Origin of the sequence: Streptomyces albiflavescens, assembly GCF_014645835.1 — a bacterium.
Taxonomy (GTDB): Bacteria; Actinomycetota; Actinomycetes; order Streptomycetales; family Streptomycetaceae; genus Streptomyces; species Streptomyces albiflavescens.
On sequence record NZ_BMMM01000007.1, the window covers coordinates 24,361 to 46,340 of the forward strand.

The 21,980-nt window shown below is 70.5% G+C and carries 20 protein-coding genes; 10 read left to right on the top strand and 10 right to left on the bottom strand.

The window, feature by feature from the left end; translation table 11 throughout:
* The first annotated feature begins 57 nt into the window (after positions 1 to 57).
* Genes IEY95_RS19890 through tyrS form a run of 3 tightly spaced genes read left to right on the top strand, consistent with a single transcriptional unit; the run spans position 58 to position 4,323 of the window.
* The gene (locus IEY95_RS19890) at positions 58 to 1,620 is read left to right on the top strand and encodes a TldD/PmbA family protein (protein WP_373294495.1); all 1,563 of its coding nucleotides are present in this window, start codon (positions 58 to 60) and stop codon (positions 1,618 to 1,620) included.
* A complete protein-coding gene (locus IEY95_RS19895) occupies positions 1,617 to 3,011 on the top strand; it encodes a metallopeptidase TldD-related protein (RefSeq protein WP_189187411.1) in 1,395 nt (464 codons plus the stop codon). Before IEY95_RS19890 ends, IEY95_RS19895 begins: the two co-directional genes overlap by 4 nt.
* 43 nt (positions 3,012 to 3,054) lie before the next feature.
* Positions 3,055 to 4,323, top strand: coding sequence for a tyrosine--tRNA ligase (tyrS, locus tag IEY95_RS19900; RefSeq protein WP_189187412.1), 1,269 nt, complete (start codon positions 3,055 to 3,057; stop codon positions 4,321 to 4,323).
* A gap of 99 nt (positions 4,324 to 4,422) precedes the next feature.
* Here the strand turns inward: tyrS and IEY95_RS19905 are convergent, their stop codons facing one another.
* Positions 4,423 to 4,698 (bottom strand): GlsB/YeaQ/YmgE family stress response membrane protein, encoded by a 276-nt coding sequence (locus IEY95_RS19905; RefSeq protein ID WP_189187413.1) that lies wholly within the window; start codon positions 4,696 to 4,698, stop codon positions 4,423 to 4,425.
* A 245-nt stretch (positions 4,699 to 4,943) separates the two neighbouring features.
* Here IEY95_RS19905 and IEY95_RS19910 point away from each other — a divergent pair, with 245 nt between their 5' ends.
* On the top strand, positions 4,944 to 5,354 hold the full coding sequence (locus IEY95_RS19910) for a DUF3099 domain-containing protein (protein ID WP_189187414.1): 411 nt from the start codon (positions 4,944 to 4,946) through the stop codon (positions 5,352 to 5,354).
* A 211-nt stretch (positions 5,355 to 5,565) separates the two neighbouring features.
* The gene (locus tag IEY95_RS19915; protein WP_189187415.1) at positions 5,566 to 5,820 is read left to right on the top strand and encodes a hypothetical protein; all 255 of its coding nucleotides are present in this window, start codon (positions 5,566 to 5,568) and stop codon (positions 5,818 to 5,820) included.
* A 59-nt stretch (positions 5,821 to 5,879) separates the two neighbouring features.
* On the opposite strand, the gene moaA is transcribed toward IEY95_RS19915, so the two are convergent.
* The 3 genes from moaA to IEY95_RS19930 form a co-directional block, all read right to left on the bottom strand.
* Positions 5,880 to 6,869, bottom strand: a complete 990-nt coding sequence (gene moaA, locus IEY95_RS19920) for a GTP 3',8-cyclase MoaA (RefSeq protein ID WP_189187416.1) — start codon at positions 6,867 to 6,869, stop codon at positions 5,880 to 5,882.
* Positions 6,870 to 7,039: 170 nt separating this feature from the next.
* Positions 7,040 to 8,659, bottom strand: a complete 1,620-nt coding sequence (locus tag IEY95_RS19925) for a monocarboxylic acid transporter (RefSeq protein ID WP_189187417.1) — start codon at positions 8,657 to 8,659, stop codon at positions 7,040 to 7,042.
* On the bottom strand, positions 8,656 to 9,012 hold the full coding sequence (locus tag IEY95_RS19930) for a DUF485 domain-containing protein (protein WP_189187418.1): 357 nt from the start codon (positions 9,010 to 9,012) through the stop codon (positions 8,656 to 8,658). The genes IEY95_RS19925 and IEY95_RS19930 overlap by 4 nt, the downstream gene beginning before the upstream one ends.
* A 374-nt stretch (positions 9,013 to 9,386) precedes the next feature.
* Here IEY95_RS19930 and IEY95_RS19935 point away from each other — a divergent pair, with 374 nt between their 5' ends.
* The 5 genes from IEY95_RS19935 to IEY95_RS19955 all read left to right on the top strand — a co-directional run bounded on the left by IEY95_RS19935 (position 9,387) and on the right by IEY95_RS19955 (position 15,913).
* On the top strand, positions 9,387 to 10,913 hold the full coding sequence (locus IEY95_RS19935) for a S8 family serine peptidase (RefSeq protein ID WP_189187419.1): 1,527 nt from the start codon (positions 9,387 to 9,389) through the stop codon (positions 10,911 to 10,913).
* A 98-nt stretch (positions 10,914 to 11,011) separates the two neighbouring features.
* Positions 11,012 to 12,538, top strand: coding sequence for a S8 family peptidase (locus IEY95_RS19940; RefSeq protein ID WP_189187420.1), 1,527 nt, complete (start codon positions 11,012 to 11,014; stop codon positions 12,536 to 12,538).
* Between the two features lie 75 nt (positions 12,539 to 12,613).
* Positions 12,614 to 13,144 (top strand): hypothetical protein, encoded by a 531-nt coding sequence (locus IEY95_RS19945; protein WP_189187421.1) that lies wholly within the window; start codon positions 12,614 to 12,616, stop codon positions 13,142 to 13,144.
* A 22-nt stretch (positions 13,145 to 13,166) separates the two neighbouring features.
* Entirely contained in the window at positions 13,167 to 14,591 is a 1,425-nt protein-coding gene (locus tag IEY95_RS19950; RefSeq protein WP_229703172.1) for a CoA transferase, read from the top strand.
* Positions 14,592 to 14,896: 305 nt separating this feature from the next.
* Entirely contained in the window at positions 14,897 to 15,913 is a 1,017-nt protein-coding gene (locus tag IEY95_RS19955; RefSeq protein ID WP_189187422.1) for a CopD family protein, read from the top strand.
* Positions 15,914 to 15,916: 3 nt separating this feature from the next.
* On the opposite strand, the gene IEY95_RS19960 is transcribed toward IEY95_RS19955, so the two are convergent.
* The 6 genes from IEY95_RS19960 to IEY95_RS19985 all read right to left on the bottom strand — a co-directional run bounded on the left by IEY95_RS19960 (position 15,917) and on the right by IEY95_RS19985 (position 21,980).
* Positions 15,917 to 16,960, bottom strand: coding sequence for a zinc-dependent alcohol dehydrogenase family protein (locus tag IEY95_RS19960; protein ID WP_189187423.1), 1,044 nt, complete (start codon positions 16,958 to 16,960; stop codon positions 15,917 to 15,919).
* Positions 16,961 to 17,000: 40 nt separating this feature from the next.
* Positions 17,001 to 17,687: a lysoplasmalogenase gene (locus IEY95_RS19965; RefSeq protein ID WP_189187424.1), complete on the bottom strand. Its 687-nt coding sequence runs from the start codon at positions 17,685 to 17,687 to the stop codon at positions 17,001 to 17,003.
* Complete coding sequence (locus IEY95_RS19970; RefSeq protein ID WP_189187425.1) at positions 17,684 to 18,556, bottom strand: sterol desaturase family protein; 873 nt, start codon at positions 18,554 to 18,556, stop codon at positions 17,684 to 17,686. The genes IEY95_RS19965 and IEY95_RS19970 overlap by 4 nt, the downstream gene beginning before the upstream one ends.
* Before the next feature lie 122 nt (positions 18,557 to 18,678).
* Positions 18,679 to 19,389 (bottom strand): VIT1/CCC1 transporter family protein, encoded by a 711-nt coding sequence (locus tag IEY95_RS19975; RefSeq protein WP_189187426.1) that lies wholly within the window; start codon positions 19,387 to 19,389, stop codon positions 18,679 to 18,681.
* 84 nt (positions 19,390 to 19,473) lie between these two features.
* Complete coding sequence (locus IEY95_RS19980) at positions 19,474 to 20,700, bottom strand: amidohydrolase family protein (protein ID WP_189187427.1); 1,227 nt, start codon at positions 20,698 to 20,700, stop codon at positions 19,474 to 19,476.
* Complete coding sequence (locus tag IEY95_RS19985; protein WP_189187428.1) at positions 20,697 to 21,980, bottom strand: amidohydrolase family protein; 1,284 nt, start codon at positions 21,978 to 21,980, stop codon at positions 20,697 to 20,699. The genes IEY95_RS19980 and IEY95_RS19985 overlap by 4 nt, the downstream gene beginning before the upstream one ends.

The window sequence follows — 21,980 nt, forward strand, 5'->3', positions numbered from 1 at the left end:
GACCGAAAGTTGCGGCCTGCCCGGGAAAGACGTGGCCGCCGGGCCCGCCCGCGCGACATGATCGGACCGACAGGCCACGACAGCAGGGAGACCTCGGTGCCTCATTCCATCGACGAAGCCTTCACGGCGCTACCGCTGCGCGCCCTGGCCGACGCCGCGCTCGCGCGGGCGCGGGCGCTGGGCGCCGAACACGCGGACTTCCGCTTCGAGCGGGTGCGCAGCGCGGCCTGGCGGCTGCGGGACGCCAAGCCCGCCGGGTCGTCGGACACCACGGATCTGGGGTACGCGGTGCGCGTGGTGCACGGCGGGACCTGGGGGTTCGCGTCGGGCGTGGATCTGACGATGGACGCCGCGGCGAAGGTGGCGTCGCAGGCCGTGGCGATGGCCAAGCTGTCCGCCCAGGTGATCAAGGCGGCCGGGTCCGCCGAACGCGTGGAGCTCGCGGACGAGCCGGTGCACGCCGAGAAGACATGGGTCTCCGCGTACGACATCGATCCCTTCTCCGTGCCGGACGAGGAGAAGGCGGGGCTGCTCACGGACTGGAGCGCGCGGCTGCTGGCGGCCGACGGCGTCAATCACGTCGACGCCTCGCTGCTGACCGTGCACGAGAACAAGTTCTACGCCGACACCGCCGGGACCGTGACCACTCAGCAGCGCGTGCGGCTGCACCCCCAGCTCACCGCCGTCTCCGTCGACGAGTCCAGCGGCGAGTTCGACTCCATGCGGACCCTCGCGCCGCCGGTCGGGCGCGGCTGGGAGTACCTGACGGGCACCGGCTGGGACTGGGAGTCCGAGCTCGGGCAGATCCCTGAGCTGCTGGCCGAGAAGATGCGGGCGCCGAGCGTCGAGGCGGGCGTGTACGACCTCGTCGTCGACCCCTCCAACCTGTGGCTGACCATCCACGAGTCCATCGGCCATGCCACCGAGCTGGACCGGGCGCTCGGCTACGAGGCCGCGTACGCCGGGACCTCCTTCGCCACCTTCGACCAGCTGGGCAAGCTGAAGTACGGCTCCGAGATGATGAACGTCACCGGTGACCGGACCGCCGAGCACGGCCTCGCGACCATCGGGTACGACGACGAGGGTGTGGCGGGGCAGTCCTGGGACCTCGTCAAGGACGGGACGCTCGTCGGCTACCAGCTGGACCGGCGCATCGCGAAGCTCACCGGCTTCGAGCGGTCCAACGGCTGCGCATACGCCGACTCCCCCGGGCATGTGCCCGTGCAGCGCATGGCCAATGTGTCCCTGCAGCCGGATCCGGCCGGGATGTCGACGGAGGACCTCATCGGGGGCGTCGACCGCGGCATCTATGTCGTCGGCGACCGGTCCTGGTCCATCGACATGCAGCGCTACAACTTCCAGTTCACCGGGCAGCGCTTCTTCAAGATCGAGAACGGCCGGATCACCGGTCAGCTGCGCGATGTCGCGTACCAGGCGACGACCACCGACTTCTGGGGTTCGATGGCCGCGCTGGGCGGCCCGCAGACGTATGTCCTGGGCGGTGCCTTCAACTGCGGCAAGGCCCAGCCGGGCCAGGTCGCGGCGGTCTCGCACGGCTGCCCGTCCGCCCTCTTCAAGGGTGTCAACATCCTCAACACGACCCAGGAGGCCGGTCGATGAGCGCCCGTACGAACAAGCCGCACGAGGTCGTCGAGCGCGCCCTCGAACTCTCCCGCGCCGACGGCTGCGTGGTGATCGCCGACGAGGAGTCGACCGCCAACCTGCGCTGGGCCGGCAACGCGCTGACCACGAACGGGGTCACGCGCGGGCGCACACTGACCGTGATCGCCACCGTCGACGGCCGCGAGGGCACGGCGTCCGGGGTCGTCTCGCGCTCGGCGGTGACCGCCGACGAGCTGGAGCCGCTGGTGCGGGCCGCCGAAGCCGCCGCGCGCGGCGCCGGTCCCGCCGAGGACGCCCAGCCGCTGGTCACCGGCGTGCCGGAATCCCCCGACTTCACGGACGCGCCCGCCGAGACCTCGTCCGCCGTCTTCGCGGACTTCGCGCCGGCGCTCGGCGAATCGTTCGCACGCGCGGGTGCGGGCGGCCGCGAGCTCTACGGGTTCGCCAACCACGAACTCGTCTCCAGCTATCTCGGTACGTCGACGGGGCTGCGCCTGCGGCACGACCAGCCCAAGGGCACGCTGGAGCTCAACGCCAAGTCGCCGGACCGTACGCGGTCGGCGTGGGCCGGGCGGTCCACGCGGGACTTCAAGGACGTCGACCCGGCGGCGCTGGACGCGGAGCTGGCCGTACGGCTCGGCTGGGCCGAGCGGCGCATCGACCTGCCCGCGGGGCGCTACGAGACGCTGCTGCCGCCGACCGCCGTCGCGGACCTGCTGATCTACCAGATGTGGTCGGCGACGGCCCGGGACGCGGCGGAGGGCCGAACCGTCTTCAGCAAGCCCGGAGGCGGCACCCGTGTCGGCGAGAAGCTCACCGAACTGCCGCTGACGCTGCGCAGCGACCCGAACGAGCCGGGCCTGGAGACCGCCCCCTTCGTCCTCGCGCACTCCTCGGGCGACGACGCGTCCGTGTTCGACAACGGACTGCCGCTCACGGCCACCGACTGGATCCGCGAGGGCGAGCTGAAGCACCTGTCGAGCACCCGGCACAGCGCGGGCCTGACCGGGCTTCCGGTGACGCCGTCGATCGGCAACCTCGTCCTGGACGGCGGCGCGGATCGTTCCCTGGAGGAGATGGTCGCCGCCACCGAGCGCGGTCTCCTGCTGACCTGCCTCTGGTACATCCGCGAGGTCGACCCGGCGACGCTGCTGCTGACCGGGCTGACCCGGGACGGCGTCTACCTCGTCGAGAACGGCCAGGTCGTCGGCGAGGTGAACAACTTCCGGTTCAACGAGTCGCCGGTGGACCTGCTGGGGCGGGCCACGGAGGCGGGGCGGACGGAAAAGACGCTGCCGCGGGAGTGGAGCGACTGGTTCACCAGGGCCGCGATGCCGGCCCTGCGGGTGCCGGACTTCAATATGAGCTCTGTCAGTCAGGGCGTATAACCTCGTACCTGATTACGAGACCACCGAAGGAGATACGAGAACCGTGACGGATATCGTCGACGAGCTGAAGTGGCGGGGCCTGTTCGCCCTGTCCACTGACGAAGATGCTTTGCGCAAGGCGCTCGCGGACGGTCCCGTCACGTTCTATTGCGGCTTCGACCCGACCGCGGCCAGCCTGCACGTCGGCCACCTGGTGCAGGTCCTGACCATGCGCCGTCTTCAGCAGGCGGGCCTGCGCCCGCTCGCCCTGGTCGGCGGCGCGACGGGCCAGATCGGTGACCCGCGCCCGACGGCGGAGCGCACGCTGAACGATCCGGAGACGGTCGCGAACTGGGTGACCCGGCTGCGCTCTCAGATCGAGCCGTTCCTGTCCTTCGAGGGCGAGAACGCCGCGGTCATGGTGAACAACCTCGACTGGACGGCCGGTCTGTCGGCCATCGAGTTCCTGCGGGACATCGGCAAGCACTTCCGCGTCAACAAGATGCTGACGAAGGACTCCGTGGCCCGGCGCCTGGAGTCCGAGGAAGGCATCAGCTACACGGAGTTCAGCTACCAGCTGCTGCAGGGCATGGACTTCCTGGAGCTGTACCGGCGCTACGGCTGCACGTTGCAGCAGGGCGGCAGCGACCAGTGGGGCAACCTCACCGCGGGCCTCGATCTGATCCATCGCCTGGAGCCGCACGCCAATGTGCACGCACTGGCGACGCCGCTGATGACCAAGGCGGACGGCACCAAGTTCGGCAAGACCGAGGGCGGCGCCATCTGGCTCGACCCCGAGATGACGACGCCGTACGCGTTCTACCAGTTCTGGCTGAACGTGGACGACCGGGACGTCTCGACGTACATGCGGATCCTGTCCTTCAAGTCCCGCGAGGAACTCGAAGAGCTGGAGAAGCAGACCGAGGAGCGCCCCCAGGCCCGCGCCGCGCAGCGCGCGCTCGCCGAGGAACTGACGACGCTGGTGCACGGCGCCGACCAGACGGCCGCCGTGATCGCCGCGTCCAGGGCCCTCTTCGGCCAGGGCGAGCTGGCCGAGCTCGACGAGAGGACGCTGGCCGCGGCCCTCTCCGAGGTGCCGCACATCCAGGCCGCCGAGCTCGGCCCTGTCGTGGACCTCTTCGCGGAGGTCGGCCTGGTGGCGAGCAAGTCCGCCGCGCGCCGCACGGTCAAGGAGGGCGGGGCGTACGTGAACAACGTGAAGGTCGCCGCCGAGGACGCGACTCCCGCCAAGGAGGACCTGCTGCACGGGCGCTGGCTGGTGCTGCGCCGGGGCAAGAAGAACCTGGCCGCGGTGGAGGTCACGGGCGGCTGATCCCGAGCATGTGTGCAGGGGGCGGCGCCGTCACGGCCCGCCCCCTGAGTCATACCGCCACGTCTGCCGGTCGCAGCGCGGAACCTTCCGGTCGTGCCGTCAGGCCTGCACCTTCTTGCCCCGGATCGCCATGTAGAGCATGTCGCCCAGGAACACGATGATGATCGCGGCCACAAGCTGGAACAGATGCCGCGTCCAGTCGACGCCGCGGGTGGCGCCCACGCCGACCGCACGGGCGATCGCGTTGCCGACGATCGCGCCGAGGATGCCGAAGATGGTGGTCAGCCAGAGCGGGCTGTGCTGCTTTCCCGGGATAATCGCCTTGGCGATCAGGCCCAGCACGAACCCGACGATGATCGCCCACAACCAGCCCATGTCTGCCTCCTAGTACGGCTCTGCGCGAGCAGTACGGCAAGTCTCGGCCTGTGCGCCATACGGCGCATGTCGGGCGGAGCCATACGCGGTACGACGCATCATGTCCGGCCGGTCAGGACATGACCCGGTCTCGAATGCGACGCAGCCGCGGCGTAACGTGGAACCTGTTCGGACCCGCTTCCTTGACCGGGTTCGGACCGGGTACGGACCGGGGAGCGTCCGACACAAGCGGGTGGTGGAACGTGATGCGGAAGCACAGCAACGTCCAGGTCTTCCGGATCACGGGGGCCAGGCAGGGGCTCGACGAGGACGTACGGGGCAGGCAGCGCCGTTATGTCATCTCGATGTCCGTCCGCACGGTCGCCGTGATCCTCGCCGCCACACTGTGGAACGTCGAGCGGCATGTCGCCATCGTCGCGCTGGTGCTCGGGCTGGTTCTCCCCTACATCGCCGTGGTGATCGCCAACGCGGGCCGTGAGAACGCGCCTTCGCTCCCCTCGACGTTCATCGCCGCCCCCACCCGTCCGATGATCGCTCCGCCGCGTGAGGACGGCTTCGCGGAATCCGTCTCGGAGGACGTCCCGGAAGATGCCGCGGCCTCCGCCGGGGACGCGCCTGCGGGGCACGCCGCGCGACCTGACGTGACCCCGTCCTGACCACGGAGGATCCTCCGAAAGCGGAACCCGGCCGCGCACCAAGCTCAAGAAAAGCTCAGATCAATCATGTTGTTCCGGTGCCGGGCGACGGGTTACCCGTGACATACTTCGTATGCGCTCCGCATCCCCCGTCGGAGCGACAGACCGACGCCGGGCAGCTCCCCCCGTGGCTGCTCGGCGTCGCCTTTTCGGGGCCGTCTAGGGTTGAGTCGTGACTCTCCCGCTCCCCGATACCTCCCCCGTGACACCGCAGTGCTCGGCCAAGGGCTGCCGTGCCGATGCCGTGTGGGTGCTCGCCTGGAACAACCCGAAGCTGCACACACCGGAGCGTCGCAAGACGTGGCTCGCGTGTGAGGAGCACCGCGAGCATCTGTCCAAGTTCCTTGGTGTGCGCGGGTTCCTGAAGGACGTCATGAAGCTCGACGAGTGGGAGGACCGCCGGCCGCCGGAGTCCACCGAGGGTTAGCCCGGCCGCCGGAGTGCCGCGTGCGTTGGCGCAGCCGCCCGGGTCCCGCAAGGGTCGGCTCAGCCGCCGATCGCCGACATCGGGCGCTCCGGCTGCAGGAACGAGGGGTCGTCCAGCCCCGAGCCCGCCTTCTTGCCCCACATCGCGAGCCGCCATATGCGGGCGATCTCCTCGTCGGGGGCGTCCGAGCGCAGCGCGGCCCGCAGGTCGGTCTCCTCGGTGGCGAACAGGCAGGTGCGGACCTGACCGTCGGCCGTCAGGCGCGTACGGTCGCAGGCCGAGCAGAACGGGCGGGTGACCGAGGCGATCACGCCGACGCGGTGCGGCCCGCCGTCGACGAGCCAGCGCTCGGCCGGGGCGGAGCCGCGCTCGTCGGCGCCCTCCTCGCTGAGCTCGAACCGCGTGCGCAGTGCGGCGAGGATGTCACCGGCGGTGACCATGCCCTCGCGCTTCCAGCCGTGCTGGGCGTCCAGGGGCATCTGCTCGATGAAGCGGAGCTCGTAGTCGTGCTCCACCGCCCAGGCGAGCAGGTCCGGGGCCTCGTCGGCGTTCAGCCCCGGCATCAGGACCGAGTTGACCTTGACCGGTGTCAGGCCGACGTCGCGGGCGGCTTCAAGGCCCTCGATGACGTCCTTGTGGCGGTCGCGGCGGGTGAGGGTCTTGAAGACGTCGGGGCGCAGGGTGTCCAGCGAGACGTTGACCCGGTCCAGACCCGCCGCCTTCAGGGCGGTCGCGGTGCGCTTGAGGCCGATGCCGTTGGTCGTCAGGGACATCCGGGGGCGCGGCTCCAGCGCGGCGACCCGCTCGACGATGCCCACGAGACCGGGGCGCAGCAGGGGCTCGCCGCCGGTGAAGCGGACCTCGGTGATGCCGAGGCGGGTGACGGCTATGTCGATGAGACGGACGATCTCGTCGTCCGTGAGCAGATCGGGTTTGGCCAGCCACTGCAGGCCTTCTTCGGGCATGCAGTACGTACACCGCAGATTGCAGCGGTCCGTCAGCGAGACGCGCAGGTCGGTGGCCACTCGGCCGTAGGTGTCGATGAGCATCTAGGCCCCCTCCCTCGATCCGGATCACATCTTTCAGACACCTGCGAGCCTACGTGACGACACTGACATCGACATCGGCCGGATCACACGAGGTACGGCTCGGCCCCGTCGTAGGGACCTACCAGTAGTGATCTACCAGTGTCTACGACGGGGCCGTCGGCGGTGCGGACTCAGTGCGCTCCCGTGCCCGTGAGGGACCGAACCTCCAGCTCGGCGTACTTGCCGGTGTCCGGCTCCTCCTTGGACAGGATCGTGCCCAGCCAGCCCAGCAGGAAGCCGACCGGGATCGAGATGATGCCCGGGTTCTCCAGCGCGAACCAGTGGAAGTCGACGTCCGGGAACATCGACGTGGGCTTGCCCGAGACGACCGGCGAAAAGAGCACCAGGCCGACCGCGGTGACCAGACCGCCGTAGATCGACCAGAGCGCGCCCTGCGTGGTGAACCGCTTCCAGAAGAGGCTGTAGAGGATCGTCGGCAGGTTGGCGGACGCGGCGACCGCGAAGGCGAGCGCGACCAGGCCGGCGACGTTCAGGTCACGGGCGAGGGCGCCCAGGCCGATGGAGATGGCACCGATGGCGATCGTCGCGTAGCGCGCGGCGCTGACCTCCTGTTTCTCGGTGGCCTGCCCCTTCTTGATGACGTTCGCGTAGATGTCGTGCGCGAACGAGGAGGACGAGGCCAGTGTCAGACCGGCGACCACCGCGAGGATCGTGGCAAAGGCGACGGCCGAGATGGAGGCGAGCAGGATGGCGCCCCAGTTGGAGTCGACGCCTCCCAGATGCAGCGCCAGGAGGGGTGCCGCCGTATTGCCCGCCTTGTTGGAGGCGACGATCTCCTCCGGTTTGATCAGCGCCGCGGCGCCGAAGCCCAGCGCGAGGGTCATCAGGTAGAAGCCGCCGATGAGGCCGATCGCCCAGTTCACCGACTTCCGCGCGGTCTTGGCCGTGGGCACGGTGTAGAAGCGGATCAGGATGTGCGGCAGGCCCGCGGTGCCCAGGACCAGCGCCATGCCCAGGGAGATGAAGTCCAGCTTGGTCGTGGACGTGGCGCCGTACTTGAGGCCGGGCTCCAGGAAGGGCGTGCCCTTGCCGCTGTTGTCGGCGGCCTTGCCGAGCAGGTCGGAGATGTTGAAGTTGAACTTCAGCATCACCAGGAAGGTGAGCAGCAGTGCGCCGACGATCAACAGCACCGCCTTGACCATCTGGACCCAGGTGGTGCCCTTCATGCCGCCGATGGTGACGTACACGATCATCAGGACGCCGACGAGGGCGACGATGCCGACCTTGCCGCCGTCGCTGGTGATGCCGAGGAGCAGCGAGACCAGGACGCCCGCACCCGCCATCTGGGCCAGCAGGTAGAAGATCGACACGACGATCGTGGAGGTGCCCGCGGCCGTTCGGACCGGGCGCTGGCGCATGCGGTACGCGAGGACGTCGCCCATCGTGTACCGGCCGGAGTTGCGCAGCGGCTCGGCGACCAGGAGCAGGGCCACCAGCCACGCGACCAGGAACCCGATCGAGTACAGGAAGCCGTCGTACCCGAAGAGGGCGATCGCGCCCGCGATGCCCAGGAACGACGCGGCGGACATGTAGTCGCCGGAGACGGCGAGGCCGTTCTGGAAGGCGGTGAACTGGCGGCCGCCGGCGTAGAAGTCGGCGGCGCTCTTGGTCTGGCGGCCCGCCCACACGGTGATGACCAGGGTCGCGGCGACGAACACCGCGAACAGGGTGATGATCAGCGGCCGGTGCTCGCTCGCCTCACCGGCGGCCAAGGTGATCGCGGGGCTCATACGTCGCCCTCCATCCGGGACTTGATGGCCTCGGCCTTGGGGTCGAGCTTCGCGGCGGCGTGCCGCGAGTACCACCAGGCGATGAGGAACGTGGTGAGGAACTGGCCGAGACCGAGCACCAGGGCGACATTGATGTTGCCGAACAACTTGGTGCCCATGAAGTCGCCCGCATAGTTCGAGAGCAGGACATAGAGCAGGTACCAGGCGATGAAGGCGATGGTCAGCGGGAAGGCGAAGGAGCGGTAGGAGCGGCGCAGTTCACCGAACTCGGCGCCCTCCTGCACCTCGACGAACTCCTCGGTGGAGGGGAGTGGGGATCCGGCTTTCGAGGGTGGCGGTGCGTCGGTGGCCACGGTGTCTCCTCGCGATACGGGTGCGGTTGCGACGGTGGACGGGGGCGAGTCGGAGCTCGCGGACGGGGACGGCTCGGGTACGGACATGCGGTTCTGACCTCACAGTGATGCGGATCACGTAACCAGAAGTGACGATTCGACTTCTGTGCGTAATCCAGTAGGGGGCTCGATCGTCCTCGGGCTCCCTGCTCAAGGTCACGGCGCCACGCGTGGACCGGTTCAACTCCCCCGACTTCTTTCGGAAGTCATCGACGAAAGTCATTGCTGGCCAGGTCGGACGGGGGATAGCTTCGGCCTGCACCACTCCGTCATGTACCTGCCCGAGCACCACCTGTGTTCGGGCAGCTCCGTTTTCCGGATGATGTGGAGATCCCATGGCTCATCTGCGATCCAGACGCCGCCTCGCCCTGGCCGTGCCGGTCGTCCTGTCGCTCACCGCCTCGCTCGGCTTCCTGCCGGGCGCCGCGTCGGCCGCCCCGCTCACGGCGTCCGCCGCGACGAGCGCGGACGGTCCGAACCTGGCGTACGTGGTCAACACCAAGACGGACCACGGCACAATCGAGTCGGTGAAGAGGGCGATCGCGGCGGCCGACGGCACCGTCGTCATCGCGTACGAGAAGATCGGTGTGATCGTCGTCCATTCCGCCAACCCGGACTTCGGGAAGCAGATCCGGGCGGTACGCGGAGTGCAGTCGGCGGGCGCGACGCGGACGACGCCGCTGACGCCCGCGGGGACGACGGACGAGGGCGCGGCGCAGGTACTGTCGGCCGCGCAGGCCGCCAAGGTCTCGCAGAGCGCCACCACGGGCGAGGAGCCCCTCGAGGCCGACCAGTGGGACCTGCGCGCGATAGGCGCCGACAAGGCCGCGAAGATCAATCCTGGCAGCAAGAACGTGACGGTGGCCGTGATCGACGTCGGCGTCGACGACACCCACCCGGACATCGCCCCGAACTTCTCCGCCTCGCAGTCCGCGAACTGCGTGGGCGGCAAGCCGGACACCTCGTACGGCGCCTGGCGTCCCGTGGACGCCGACCACTACCACGGCACGCATGTCGCGGGCGAGATCGCCGCGGCCCGCAATGGCATCGGCGTGGCGGGCGTCGCGCCCGGCGTGAAGGTCGCGGGCATCACGGTGGCCGAACCGGACTCCACCCAGCTCTTCTTCCCGGAGAGCGTCGTCTGCGCCTTCGTCTTCGCCGCCGATCACGGCGTGGAGATCACCAACAACAGCTATTACGTGGACCCGTGGCTCTACAACTGCCTGGACGACCCCGATCAGCGGGCCATCGTCGACGCGGTGAACCGGGCCCAGCTGTACGCCCAGAAGAAGGGCACCCTGAACGTCGCGGCGGCGGGCAACTCCAACGACGACCTCGACTCGGACGCGCTCACCGACGCTTCCAGCCCCGACGACTCGACCCCGGTCACCCGCACGGTCGACCCGCACAAGTGCTTCGACGTGCCGACCCAGCTGCCGGGCGTCGTCACGGTGAGCTCGACCGGCGTCAAGGGCGCCAAGTCGTACTTCTCCAGCTACGGTGACGGCGTGATCGACGTCGCGGCGCCGGGCGGCGACAAGTACCAGATCCCGGACACACCGTCGATGAACGGCCGCATCCTCTCCACGATGCCGAACAACCAGTACGGCTTCCTGCAGGGCACCTCCATGGCGACGCCGCACGTCGCCGGTGTCGCGGCGCTGCTGAAGTCCAAGTACCCCAGCGCCACCCCGGCCCAGCTCCAGGCGCTGCTCAAGGCCGAGGCGGACAACCCGGGTTGCCCGACCGACCCGTACGACGGGAACGGCGACGGCGTCGTGGACGCCACCTGCGTGGGCGGCAAGCGCGTGAACGGCTTCTATGGGTCCGGGATCGTGAACGCGCTCCGAGCGGTCAAGTAATCCGTTGCCGATCGTTGGATCAAGTAACCGCCGATGACCGCCGGTTGAGCTTCCGCACGGCTCGTACAGCTCGTCCCGCGAATCGAACTGGAGACTTCATGACAGCGCCCTACAAGCGCTCCCGTCGCGCCATAGCGATCCCGCTCGGGATGGCCACGGCGACGGCCCTCGCCTTCCTGCCGAACGCCACCGCATCGGCACAGGAGGCACCCCAGCAGGTTGCCGCCACCGACGCGACCTCGCTCAGCTATGTCGTCAACGTCCGCCCCGGACACGGCATTTCCGCCTCCGTGGAAAAGGCCGTCGCCGAGGCGGGCGGCACCATCGTGACGTCGTACGACCAGATCGGCGTGATCGTCGTACACTCGTCGAACGCCGACTTCGCCAGGACGATCCGTGGCGTACACGGCGTGGAATCGGCGGGGAACACGCGCAACGCGCCGCTGCCGGCCCAGTCGACCACCGACGTGGGCACGCCGCAGGCGCTCACCGCCCAGCAGGAGCAGGTCGCGACCGCCGAAGCCGCCGATGGGCAGGACCCGTTGGAGCCCTTGCAGTGGGACCTGCCCGCCATCAAGGCGGACAAGGCGCACGAGAAGACGCTCGGCAGCAGCAAGGTCACCGTCGCCGTGATCGACACCGGTGTCGACGACACGCACCCCGACATCGCGCCCAACTTCGACCGCGACGCCTCCGTCAACTGTGTGTCGGGCAAGCCGGACACGGCCGACGGGGCCTGGCGGCCCACCGCCGCGGAGAGCCCGCACGGCACGCACGTGGCGGGTGAGATCGCGGGCGCCAAGAACGGCGTCGGCATCACCGGTGTCGCGCCGGGCGTGAAGGTCGCCGGCATCAAGGTGGCCACCACGGCCGGCTACTTCTACACGGAGGCCGTGGTCTGCGGCTTCGTGTGGGCGGCCGAGCACGGCGTCGACGTCACCAACAACAGCTATTACACCGACCCCTGGTACTTCAACTGCAAGGACGACCCGGATCAGAAGGCCCTGGTCGACGCGATCACTCGCGCCTCGCGGTACGCGGAGAAGAAGGGCGCGGTCAACGTCGCGGCGGCGGGCAACGAGAGCTACGACCTGGCCGCCGACTCGATCACCGACCCGGTCTCCCCGAACGACGGAACCCCGTCGGACCGGGTGATCGACCCGTCCAAGTGCTATGACATTCCGACCCAGTTGCCGGGCGTCGTCACGGTCGCGGCGACGGGTGCGAAGGGCATCAAGTCGTCCTTCTCCAACTACGGCCTGGGCGTCATCGACATCGCCGCACCCGGCGGCGACTCGACGCGCTACCAGACGCCGGCCCCGCCCGCCACGAGCGGTCTGATCCTGGGCCCGCTGCCCGGCGGCAAGTGGGGCTACATGGCCGGTACGTCGATGGCGACCCCGCATGTCGCGGGCGTGGCAGCCCTCATCAAGTCGACGCACCCGTACGCCCCCGCCGCACTGGTGAAGGCCCTGCTGTACGCCGAGGCCGATGCCACACCGTGCACCGACCCGTACGACATCGACAGCGACGGCAAGGTCGACGCGGTGTGCGAGGGGTCGAAGAACTACAACGGCTTCTACGGCTGGGGCACGGCGGACGCGTTGGACGCGGTGACGAAGTAGGGCTCTTGTGCAGATGGTTCGGGCCGGGCGGACGATCCGCCCGGCCCGGCCGTCCCGTACGGCAGGATCTTCGGCATGCATGTGTACGAAGATCCCGCGACCTGGACTCCCGAACCGGTCCGGCCCAGGTGGCAGTTGGTGCTCCGTTTCATGGCGACCGTGGTGTACGTCCCGGTGCTGTGCGTAGTGGGCGTGGCGACGGTGCTCGCCTTCTTCGCGATCGGTCTCCTGGTGGAGGTGATCGCCGCGTTCAGCGAGCGCGTCGAGCACGACTTCACAGAGTTCATGGGCCGGACGCTGGACCGGCTCGGTGACCTGGCCTCCTGGTGCGTGTGGTGGCCCGAGGTGCGGCACGAGGGCGACACCGACTACTACAGGGCGCGGGTCGACAAGGCGGTCGCCGGGTGGACCGCGGCGGCCTCGGCGCCGCGCAGGCCGAAGAAGGCGAAGCCGCCGGTCGAGTGCGCGATACCGCTGCACATCTACCGGGGCGTCGGCGGGAGTTACGTCGCCGAAGTCGCGCTCGCCCAGGGATGGGAGCTGCGCCCGACGGACGCACGCAAGGAGGTGCGCCTGTGGTGGGCGGCCGCCTCTCATGTTGATTGAGTCCACCCGGCATAGTGCCTGTATGACGCATTCACCGATGGTTGCCGTGTGGGAGGAGTTGGGCGGAGATCCCGCCCTGCTCCCCCGGGTTTCGACCGTTGCGCGGGAGGGAGCGCTGGAGGCCCGGCTGCCCGTGCGGGAGTTGGCGAGGGCCTGTGTGGCGGCGTGCGCGCTCGCGGCCGCCGAGCTGGGTGCGCGGCGGGCCGGACTCCCGGAGGTGCCCGCGGTGCGCGTGGACGACGGGGCCGTGGCCACCGCGTTCGTCAGCGAGCGGCATCTGCAGATCGACGGCCGGGCGCCGGTCAGCTTCGCGCCGTTGTCGCGGTTCTGGCGGACGGCGGACGGCTGGGTGCGGACGCACGCGAACTATCCGCATCACCGGGCACGGCTGCTGGCCGCGTTGGGGCTGGCGGACGACGCGACGGTGGCGGACGTCGACGGCCTGTTCGCCGAGCGGTCCGCGGCGGAGGTGGAGGAGACGGTGTACGGCGCCGGAGGCCTCGCCGTCGCGCTGCGCACGGCCAAGGAGTGGGCCGCGCACGAGCAGGGGATCGCGGTGGCCGGGCGGCCGTTGATCGAGCGTGAACGCGTGGGCACCGCACGCGTGCGTGTGCTCCCCCCGCTCGACGGCGACCCGCTGCTGCCCGCCGCCGGGGTGCGCGTCCTGGACCTGACCCGGGTCATCGCGGGCCCGGTCGCCACCCGCACACTCGCCCTGCTGGGCGCGGACGTGCTGCGCGTGGACGCACCGCGGCTTCCCGAAGACCCCGACGCGCACGCGGACACCGGGTTCGGGAAGCGGTCGACGACGCTGGACCTGGCGACCGACCGGAGCACGTTCGAGAGGCTGCTCGCCACGGCGGACGTCGTCGTCACCGGGTACCGGCCCGGCGCGCTGGACCGGTACGGGCTCTCTCCCGAGGCACTGGCCGAGCGCAAACCCGGGCTGATCGTGGCGCAGTTGTCGGCGTGGGGAGCCTACGGGCCGTGGGGTGAGCGGCGGGGTTTCGACAGCCTGGTGCAGGTGGCCACCGGGATCGCCGCGACGGAGGGCTCGCCGGACCAGCCGGGTGCGCTGCCCGCGCAGGCCCTCGACCACGGGACGGGCTATCTGCTGGCGGCGGCCGTGCTGCGCGCGCTGACCGAGCGGTCGGAGCAAGGGGACGGCCGCGTCGTGCGACTGGCGCTGGCGCGGACGGCGGCCTGGCTCACGGACGGGATCGAGCAGGACGAGGCAGGGCCGGTCGAGCGAGATGAGGCGGCGCCCGTCGAGCGGCAAAGGGCGCAGGACCTGGCGTACCACCGGCCCGATGCCTGGCTCGCCGAGCGGGACAGCGGGATCGGACGGCTGCGGTACGCCCTGCCGCCGGTCTCCTTCGCGGGCGGACCCGCCGACTGGGCGCGACCGCCGGGGCCTTGGGGAACGGACTCGGCCCGGTGGGCCTGAGTCGGAGCCGGACGAACCCGGACCTGGCGCGGTCCGTCCTGGACCGGCCCCGGTCCGGCCCCAAAGGGGCTCGGTGCGACCCGGAGTGGGCTCGGTCCGACCCGGAGTTCGCTCGGTCCGACCCGGAGTTCGCTCGGTGCGACCCGGAGACAGCTCGGTGCGACGCCGAATGGGCTCGGTCGGCCTGAGTCTCGGAGCGGGCTGAGTCTCGGAGCGGCCCGAAACGTACCTATGGGCGGAATGCCGTCCCACCAGTTGTTTCCGTCCACTTGCCCAGATCTGTAACGCCTGTTGAAGATCGTGAGGTGACGTTGACACGACGCCCAGCCGATGTGGCGGACGCCAGTGAGCCGGCGCGGCGCCGCGCCACCGGCCGGGCCGTCGCCGTGCTCGCCCTGGTGGCCGTCGCGGCCCTGCTCCCGCTGCTCGGCCCGCGTACCGCGCTGCAGGGTACGGGCGAGGCCGCGGCGCCCGGCGTCGGCGGCATCGCCGTGCTGCGTACGGTGCTGTTCGCGGCGCTGTGCGTCCCCGTGGGCGAACTGTTCGCGGCCCGGCTGGCCCGCCGCGTGCCGGGGGCGCCGCTGGAGGATGCGCCCCGCAGTTGGGCGCCCTACACCGCTGCCGCCGGTTTCGTCGCAGCGTTGGGGCTCGCCTCCGTCGTGGCGACCGGCAATCTGCTGCCGCACCACCTCTCCGACATGGACGTCGGCGGGCTCTACCGGACCCGGGAGGGCAAGCTGGCGCTGCTGGAGGTCAACGCGTTCGCGGTGGCATGGCTGTGCGCCCGCTCGCGCCGCCCGGGCACCCAGGTGTGGCCGCTGGCCGCGCTGGTGGTCGCGGAGGCGCTGCGCGCCCACCCCACGACGGAGCACAGCCCGCTGGTCGGCTCCGGCCTGACCCTCATTCATGTCACGTGCGCCGCGCTGTGGGCGGGCGGTCTGCTGCACGTCCTGCGGATGCTGCGGAGGTGGCGTGTCACGGCTTCGGAGGCAGGTGCCGCGCTGCTCGGCCGCTACGCGCGCGTGGCGGCCGTCCTGTTCGCGGCGATCACCGCGACGGGCATCTGGAGCGCGCTGCGCCGTATGCCGCCCGGCACGGTCCTGGACCAGCTGACGTCGACGGCGTACGGGCGCACCCTGCTCGCCAAGGTGCTCGTGGTGGCCGCCGTCGCCGCCCTGGCCGTGTGGGCGCGACTGCGGCTGCGCCGGGCGGCGGACCCGCTCAGCGCCTGCTCCCCCGCGCGTGCGGAGGTCGTGGCACTGGGCGTGGTCGTCGCCGTTTCGGGTGTGCTGACGGCACTGCCGCTGCCGATCAGATGGTGACCGTCAGTTGGTGACGAGCACCTTGAGGGCAGTCCGCTCGTCCATCGCCTTGTAGCCGTCGGGCACACCCTCCATGCCCACGGTCATGTCGAAGACGGGCGACGGATCGATGGTCCCGTCGAGGACGTCGGGCAGCAGCTCCGGAATGTACGCGCGCACGGGCGCGACACCGCCGCGCAGGGCGATGTTCCGGTCGAACATGACGCCCAGGTCGAGGCCCGTACCGCTGCCGTGCGGAACGCCGACGAAACCGATGGCGCCGCCGTCGCGGGTGATGTTCACGGCCGTCTTCATGGACTGTTCGGTGCCGACCGCCTCGACGACACAGTGCGCGCCCTGGCCCCTGGTCAGCTCTCGCACGGCCTCGACCGCCGCGTCGCCGCGCTCGGCGACCACGTCCGTGGCGCCGAAGCGGCGCGCGATGTCCGTACGCACCTGGTGGCGTCCGAGCGCGATGATCCGCTCGGCACCGAGCCGCTTGGCGGCCAGCACTGCGCACAGCCCGACGGCCCCGTCGCCGACGACGGCGACGGTGGCGCCCTTCCGGGCCCCGGCGCCGAAGGCCGCGTGATGGCCGGTGCCCATGACGTCGGACAGCGTCAGCAGGGCCGACAACAGGTGGTCGTCGGAGGCCGCTTCCTTGGGCAGCTGGACGAGGGTGCCGTCGGCGAACGGCACGCGCACGGCCTCGCCCTGCCCGCCGTCGTACCCCACGGAACCCCAGAAGCCGCCGTGCTCGCACGACGTGGTGAGCCCCTCGCGGCAGTAGTCGCACACGCCGTCGGACCACATGAAGGGCGCGACGACCAGGTCACCGCGCCGGACGCCGGTCACCTCGGACCCGGTCTCCTCCACGATGCCGAGGAACTCGTGCCCGATCCGCTGCCCCGGCTGCCGGGCCGCCTCGCCGCGGTAGGCCCACAGGTCGCTGCCGCAGATACAGGCGCGCAGCACCCGTACCACCGCGTCGGTGGGCAGCTGCGCAATGGGCTCGGGCACGTCCTCCACACGCATGTCGTACGGGGCGTGGATGGTGGTGGCGCGCATGTCGAGGGTCCTTCTCGTGCGGGGCGTCGGTGAGATGCGCTCAGGGGGTGGTTGAGCGCATCTCACCGTACGCCGCCGTCGGCGCGGGGCGCGCGCCGAGGGTGCCCAGCACGCCTCGGACCAGTAGATACTGTGCCGCGGCGTAGGTGAGCATGATCCAGAAGTCCGGCCTCGGGAGCTGCGGCCAGTCGGCGACTCCGGTGGCGATGAGCGTGTCCGAGAGCATGAAGAGGGCGCCGCCGAGACCCGCGACGAGCCCGAGCCTGCCGGCCCCGTACGCCATCGCGGTCAGCAGCAGACTGTAGCCCGCGACGGGGATGCGCAGACCGGAGGGCAGGTCGGGCCACATGAGGGCGACGGTGGCGACCAGAGCGACGACGTAGCCCCCAGCGAGCCAGTCTCCACGCGCGCGTGGAGCGCCTTTTCCGACACGGGGCTTGAAGAGGGCGAGGTAGCACATGTGTCCCGCCGCGAAGGAGGCCATCCCCAGGAGGAACGCCGGGTCGGCGTCGGACAGGAGCAGTACGTCGCCGCCCCAGCCGCAGAGCAGGGCCGCGACCAGGAGCCGCGGGCCGCCGCGTACGCCCGCGTGGGCGGCGAGCAGCGGCATCAGGAGCGGCTTGGCGATCCCGTGCCCGAGGTCGTACCCGGCGGCCAGGGAGACGACGTCGACGACCACCGCGAGAGCGAAGGCGACGAGCAGCACGCGCGCGAGGCGTGGTCTCACGCGACGGGCTCCGTGACGGGCTTCTTCGGGGTGACCGCTGCGGCCGGCTGCCAGCCGGGCCCGCGGAAGACCCGCCCCGCCCCCTCGCGCCAACTCGCGGCCTCCTTCAGGTCCCTGGCGATCGCGGCGTACTCATGCGTGGCCACCCGCAAGGGGTTGTACGTCGAGATGTTCTTGGTGAGCCCGTAGACGGGCCGCTCGGTCTCGGCGGCGAAGGATCCGAAGAGCCGGTCCCAGACGATGAGGATCCCGCCGAAGTTGCGGTCCAGGTAGCCGCCTTGGGAGGCGTGGTGGACACGGTGGTGGGAGGGCGTGTTGAACACGAACTCGAAGGGGCGGGGCAGCTTGTCGATGCGCTCGGTGTGGATCCAGAACTGGTAGACGAGGTTCACCGACGAGCAGAACGCGAGCGCCGCCGGGTGCACTCCCAGGGCGATCAGCGGGACGTAGAAGGGCCACCCGGTGAGGGACGTCCACGGCTGGCGCAGGGCGGTGGTGAGGTTGAACTTCCGGCTGGAGTGGTGGACGACGTGGCAGGCCCAGAGGATGCGGATGACGTGGTGCCCGCGGTGGGACCAGTAGTAGAAGAAGTCCTGGGCGAGCAGCATCAGCGGCACGGTCCACCACAGGACGGGGACGCGAAGGGGTGTGAGTCCGTAGACCGCCGTGTAGATCACGACGATCGGGATCTTCCACACGAAGTCGAAGACGAGGCTTCCGAGCCCCATGCCGACGCTCGTCGCGGCGTCCTTCGCCTCGTATCCCGCGGCGTCCTCGTCCGGATGGATCCGGACGCTCACCATCTCGATCACGGTGAGCAGCACAAAGGCGGGTATCGACCACAGCACGGCATCGGGCAGGTTCGGCATGGGTGCACCGTAGAACCGCTGGTCCGCTGCGACTAGGGGTTGTTACCCACAAGTATTACCAGCGGTACGCGCTTGCTTCTTGGTGATCTCCGCCAGTGGTCATGCGGCACCGGGCAGCGCGCTCACGCGCCGGCCGCCCCCAGCAGGGCCCCCGCCGCGTACGTCACCGCCATCGCCAGGGCGCCCCCGGCCACGTTCCGCAGCACCGCTCGCCCCGTGTCCGCCGACCCCAGCCGCGCGCTGCTCCAGCCGGTGACGACGAGCGCGGCCAGCACGGACACGACGGTGACCGCGAGCCGCCAGTCCGCCGGGGGCAGCACGATGGCCAGCAGCGGCAGCAGCGCGCCCACGGTGAACGCCAGGAAGCTCGCCCAGGCCGCGTGCCACGGGTTGGTGAGGTCGTCGGGGTCGATGCCGAGCTCCACGCGCGCGTGGGCCTTCAGAGCGTCCCGCTCGGTCAGCTGGACCGCCGCCTCCCGGGCCACGTCCCGTGACAGGCCCCGCTCCTGCAGCAGCTCCGTCAGCTCCTCGAGCTCTGCCTCCGGCTGCTCCTTGAGCTCCCGTTTCTCCACCGCCAGGGCGGCCAACTCCGAGTCCCGTTGGGTGGAGACGGACACATACTCGCCCGCCGCCATCGACATGGATCCGGCCAGCAGTCCCGCGAGCCCCGCCGTGAGCAGCGCGGTGCGGTCGCTCGTGGCGCCCGCGACGCCGACGACAAGGCCCGCGGTGGAGACGATGCCGTCATTGGCGCCCAGGACCGCGGCCCGCAGCCAGTTCAGCCGCGAACCGAGCGCGCCCCCGTGCGTCTCGTCGTGCGTGGGTTCCGTCACACGGGGAGGATGGCACTCCGGGCGCCCCCGGCCACGCACCGACCCGTCCGACCCTCGTCACACCCGCACCGGCCTGTCGGGGTGTCACCACACCCGTACCGACCCTCCCCTCGCGAACACCGGGCTCGTCGCGTCCGCCGGCGGGGTGCCCAGTGGCTCGGCGATTTCCTCCACTGTCGGGCCGACCTTCGCCGCGATCCCGTCCAGGTAGGCCAGGTCGAAGCCGTAGACGCGGGCCGCGTTGCCGCCGACCATCGCCGCGATCTCCTCCCGGGGCAGGCCCGCGTAGGCGATGCGCAGGCCTTCCCGGGAGTACGGGTGGGTGCCCTCGTCGTGGGGGTAGTCGCTGCCCCACATGATCTTGTCGAGGCCGATGCGGTCGCGCAGCGGCACCTCGTGCGGGCGCATGAAGCTGGCGCCGACGAAGCAGTTGTCCCGCCAGACTTCGGAGGGACCCTTGCCCATCGCGGCGGCCAGACCGGCGCCGAACTTCGACTCCGCCGTCGACGCCTTCGTGGCGGCCGCCACCAACCGCCCGTGGTAGTAGTCCAGCATGTCGAGCACCCCGGGAATCCAGCCCGAGCCCTGCTCGGTCAGCACCAGCTTCAGGTCGGGGTGACGGCGGAAGGCGCCGCCGAAGATCAGGTGCCACAGCGCGCGGTGCGAGAACCAGGTCGTCTCGACCATGAACACCGCCCGGGCGGCAGGTTCGTCGCCCAGCGGGGGCGACGCCGAGCCCGCGTGATGGTTCACCGGCACGTCCAGCTCCGCGCAGACCGCCCAGATCGGGTCGTACGTCGAGGCGTACAACTCGGGCAGGCCCGAACCCGGGGGTGTGCCGGGCAGGAGCAGGCCGCCCCTGAGGCCCGCGTCCGCCGCCCAGCGGATCTCCTTCACCGCCTCGTCCACGTCGTTCAGGAGGATCTGGAACACGCCCGCCCGGCGGCCCGGCGCGGCCGCGCAGAAGTCCGCGAGCCAGCGGTTGTGGGCGCGCAGCCCGGCCCACCGCTGCTCGAACTCCTCCGCCGTGGGGGCCGGCGCCATCAGGGAGGCCGACGGGAAGAACGGCGGGATCGTGTTGGGGAAGACGACCTCCGCGACGATCCCGTCGTCCTCCAGCTCCGCGAGGCGCCGCTCGGAGTTCCAGTTCTTGTCGGCCGTGTCGGCGAGCAGGTCCGCGTACGGGTTGACGTACGTGGCCGCCCACGCGTCGAACGCCTCGTGGTGCCGCCTCTCCACGTACGGCTTGTAGTCGAGAAGATCGGCGCCCGCGTGGCAGTCCGCGGAGATCACCGTGTACCGATCGCTCATGACGCGGCTCCAAGGACCGGGAAGTCGTGGTCGGTCAGCCAGTGGCGGCCCACCTCGCGCGAGCGGGCCCAGGACGCCTCCACGGCCGTCTGGTCGTCGCTCTGGCCGAGGTCGGCGGGGGTGGGGCCGATGCGCCGGGCGAGCGGCGTCAGCTTCTCGATGTCGAAGCCGAAGACGTCCGCGGCCGCCAGTCCGAGCATGCGGCGCGTCTCCTCGACCGGGATGTCGTGGAAGGTTTTCGCCAGCCACGCGCGCGTGTCGGGCCAGGTGCCCTCGGGGTGCGGGAAGTCGCTGCCCCAGAGGATGTTGTCGACGCCGATCTCGTACCGCTGGGCCAGTTCGCGGCGCTTGGTGTTCGTCGCGCAGATGAAGAGCTGCCGGTCCAGGTACTCGTGCGGGGGCCGCTTCAGCTCCGCGAAGGGCGACAGCTTCTTGCCGCCGTGCGCGCCCAGGTAGAGGCGGTCCATGAACCAGAGGAGGTTCGGCAGCCACCAGCAACCCGACTCCGCGATCCCGAACTTGAGGCCCGGGTGCCGCTCGAAGACTCCCGACCACAGGAGGAACCAGAGAGGGCGGGCGGGCCACCAGGTCACCTCGCTGACATAGATGCCGAGGTGGTCGCCGTACTCGTGGCGCGGCGCCGCCCCGGAGTGGGTCACCACCGGCATCCCGCACTCGGCGGCCGCGGCCCACACGGGGTCGTAGCGGCGGTCGTGGTAGGGCTCCTTGTCGACCCACATGGAGGGGATCATCAGGGCGCCCAGGCCCGACTCCTTCGCCCGGTACACCTCCGCGACCACCTTGTCGGGCGCCGCCGTGAGGGGCAACAGGGCGACCCCGCAGTGGCGTTCGGGGTTCGCGGAGACGAAGTCGGCGAGCCAGCGGTTGTGGGCCTGCGCGCCCGCCATGCCGAGTTCGGGGTCCAGGTCGCCGGAGAGACCTAGGCCCACACCGAAGGGGGCGGCCGTCTGGCTGTCCACGGCGTCCGCGTCCGGGAAGACCACCTCCGCGGCCACGCCGTCGCCGTCCAGCTCCTTGAGGCGCTGCGCGGTGTCCCAGCCGCCGCGCAGGCCTTCCTCGTTGTCCTGGAACCATTTGTTCGCGAACGCCTCGTTACGGACCCCGAGCCGCGTCATCTCCTCGCGGCGCCGGTCGCGGCCCGCGAGGAACTCGTCGAAGTCCCGGTGGAAACGGGGGTCCAGATAGGGCCGGTACTCCTCGGTGGGGAGTCCGGCGTGGCAGTCGGAGGAGATGATCAGGTAGGGGTCCTGGCCGGCCAT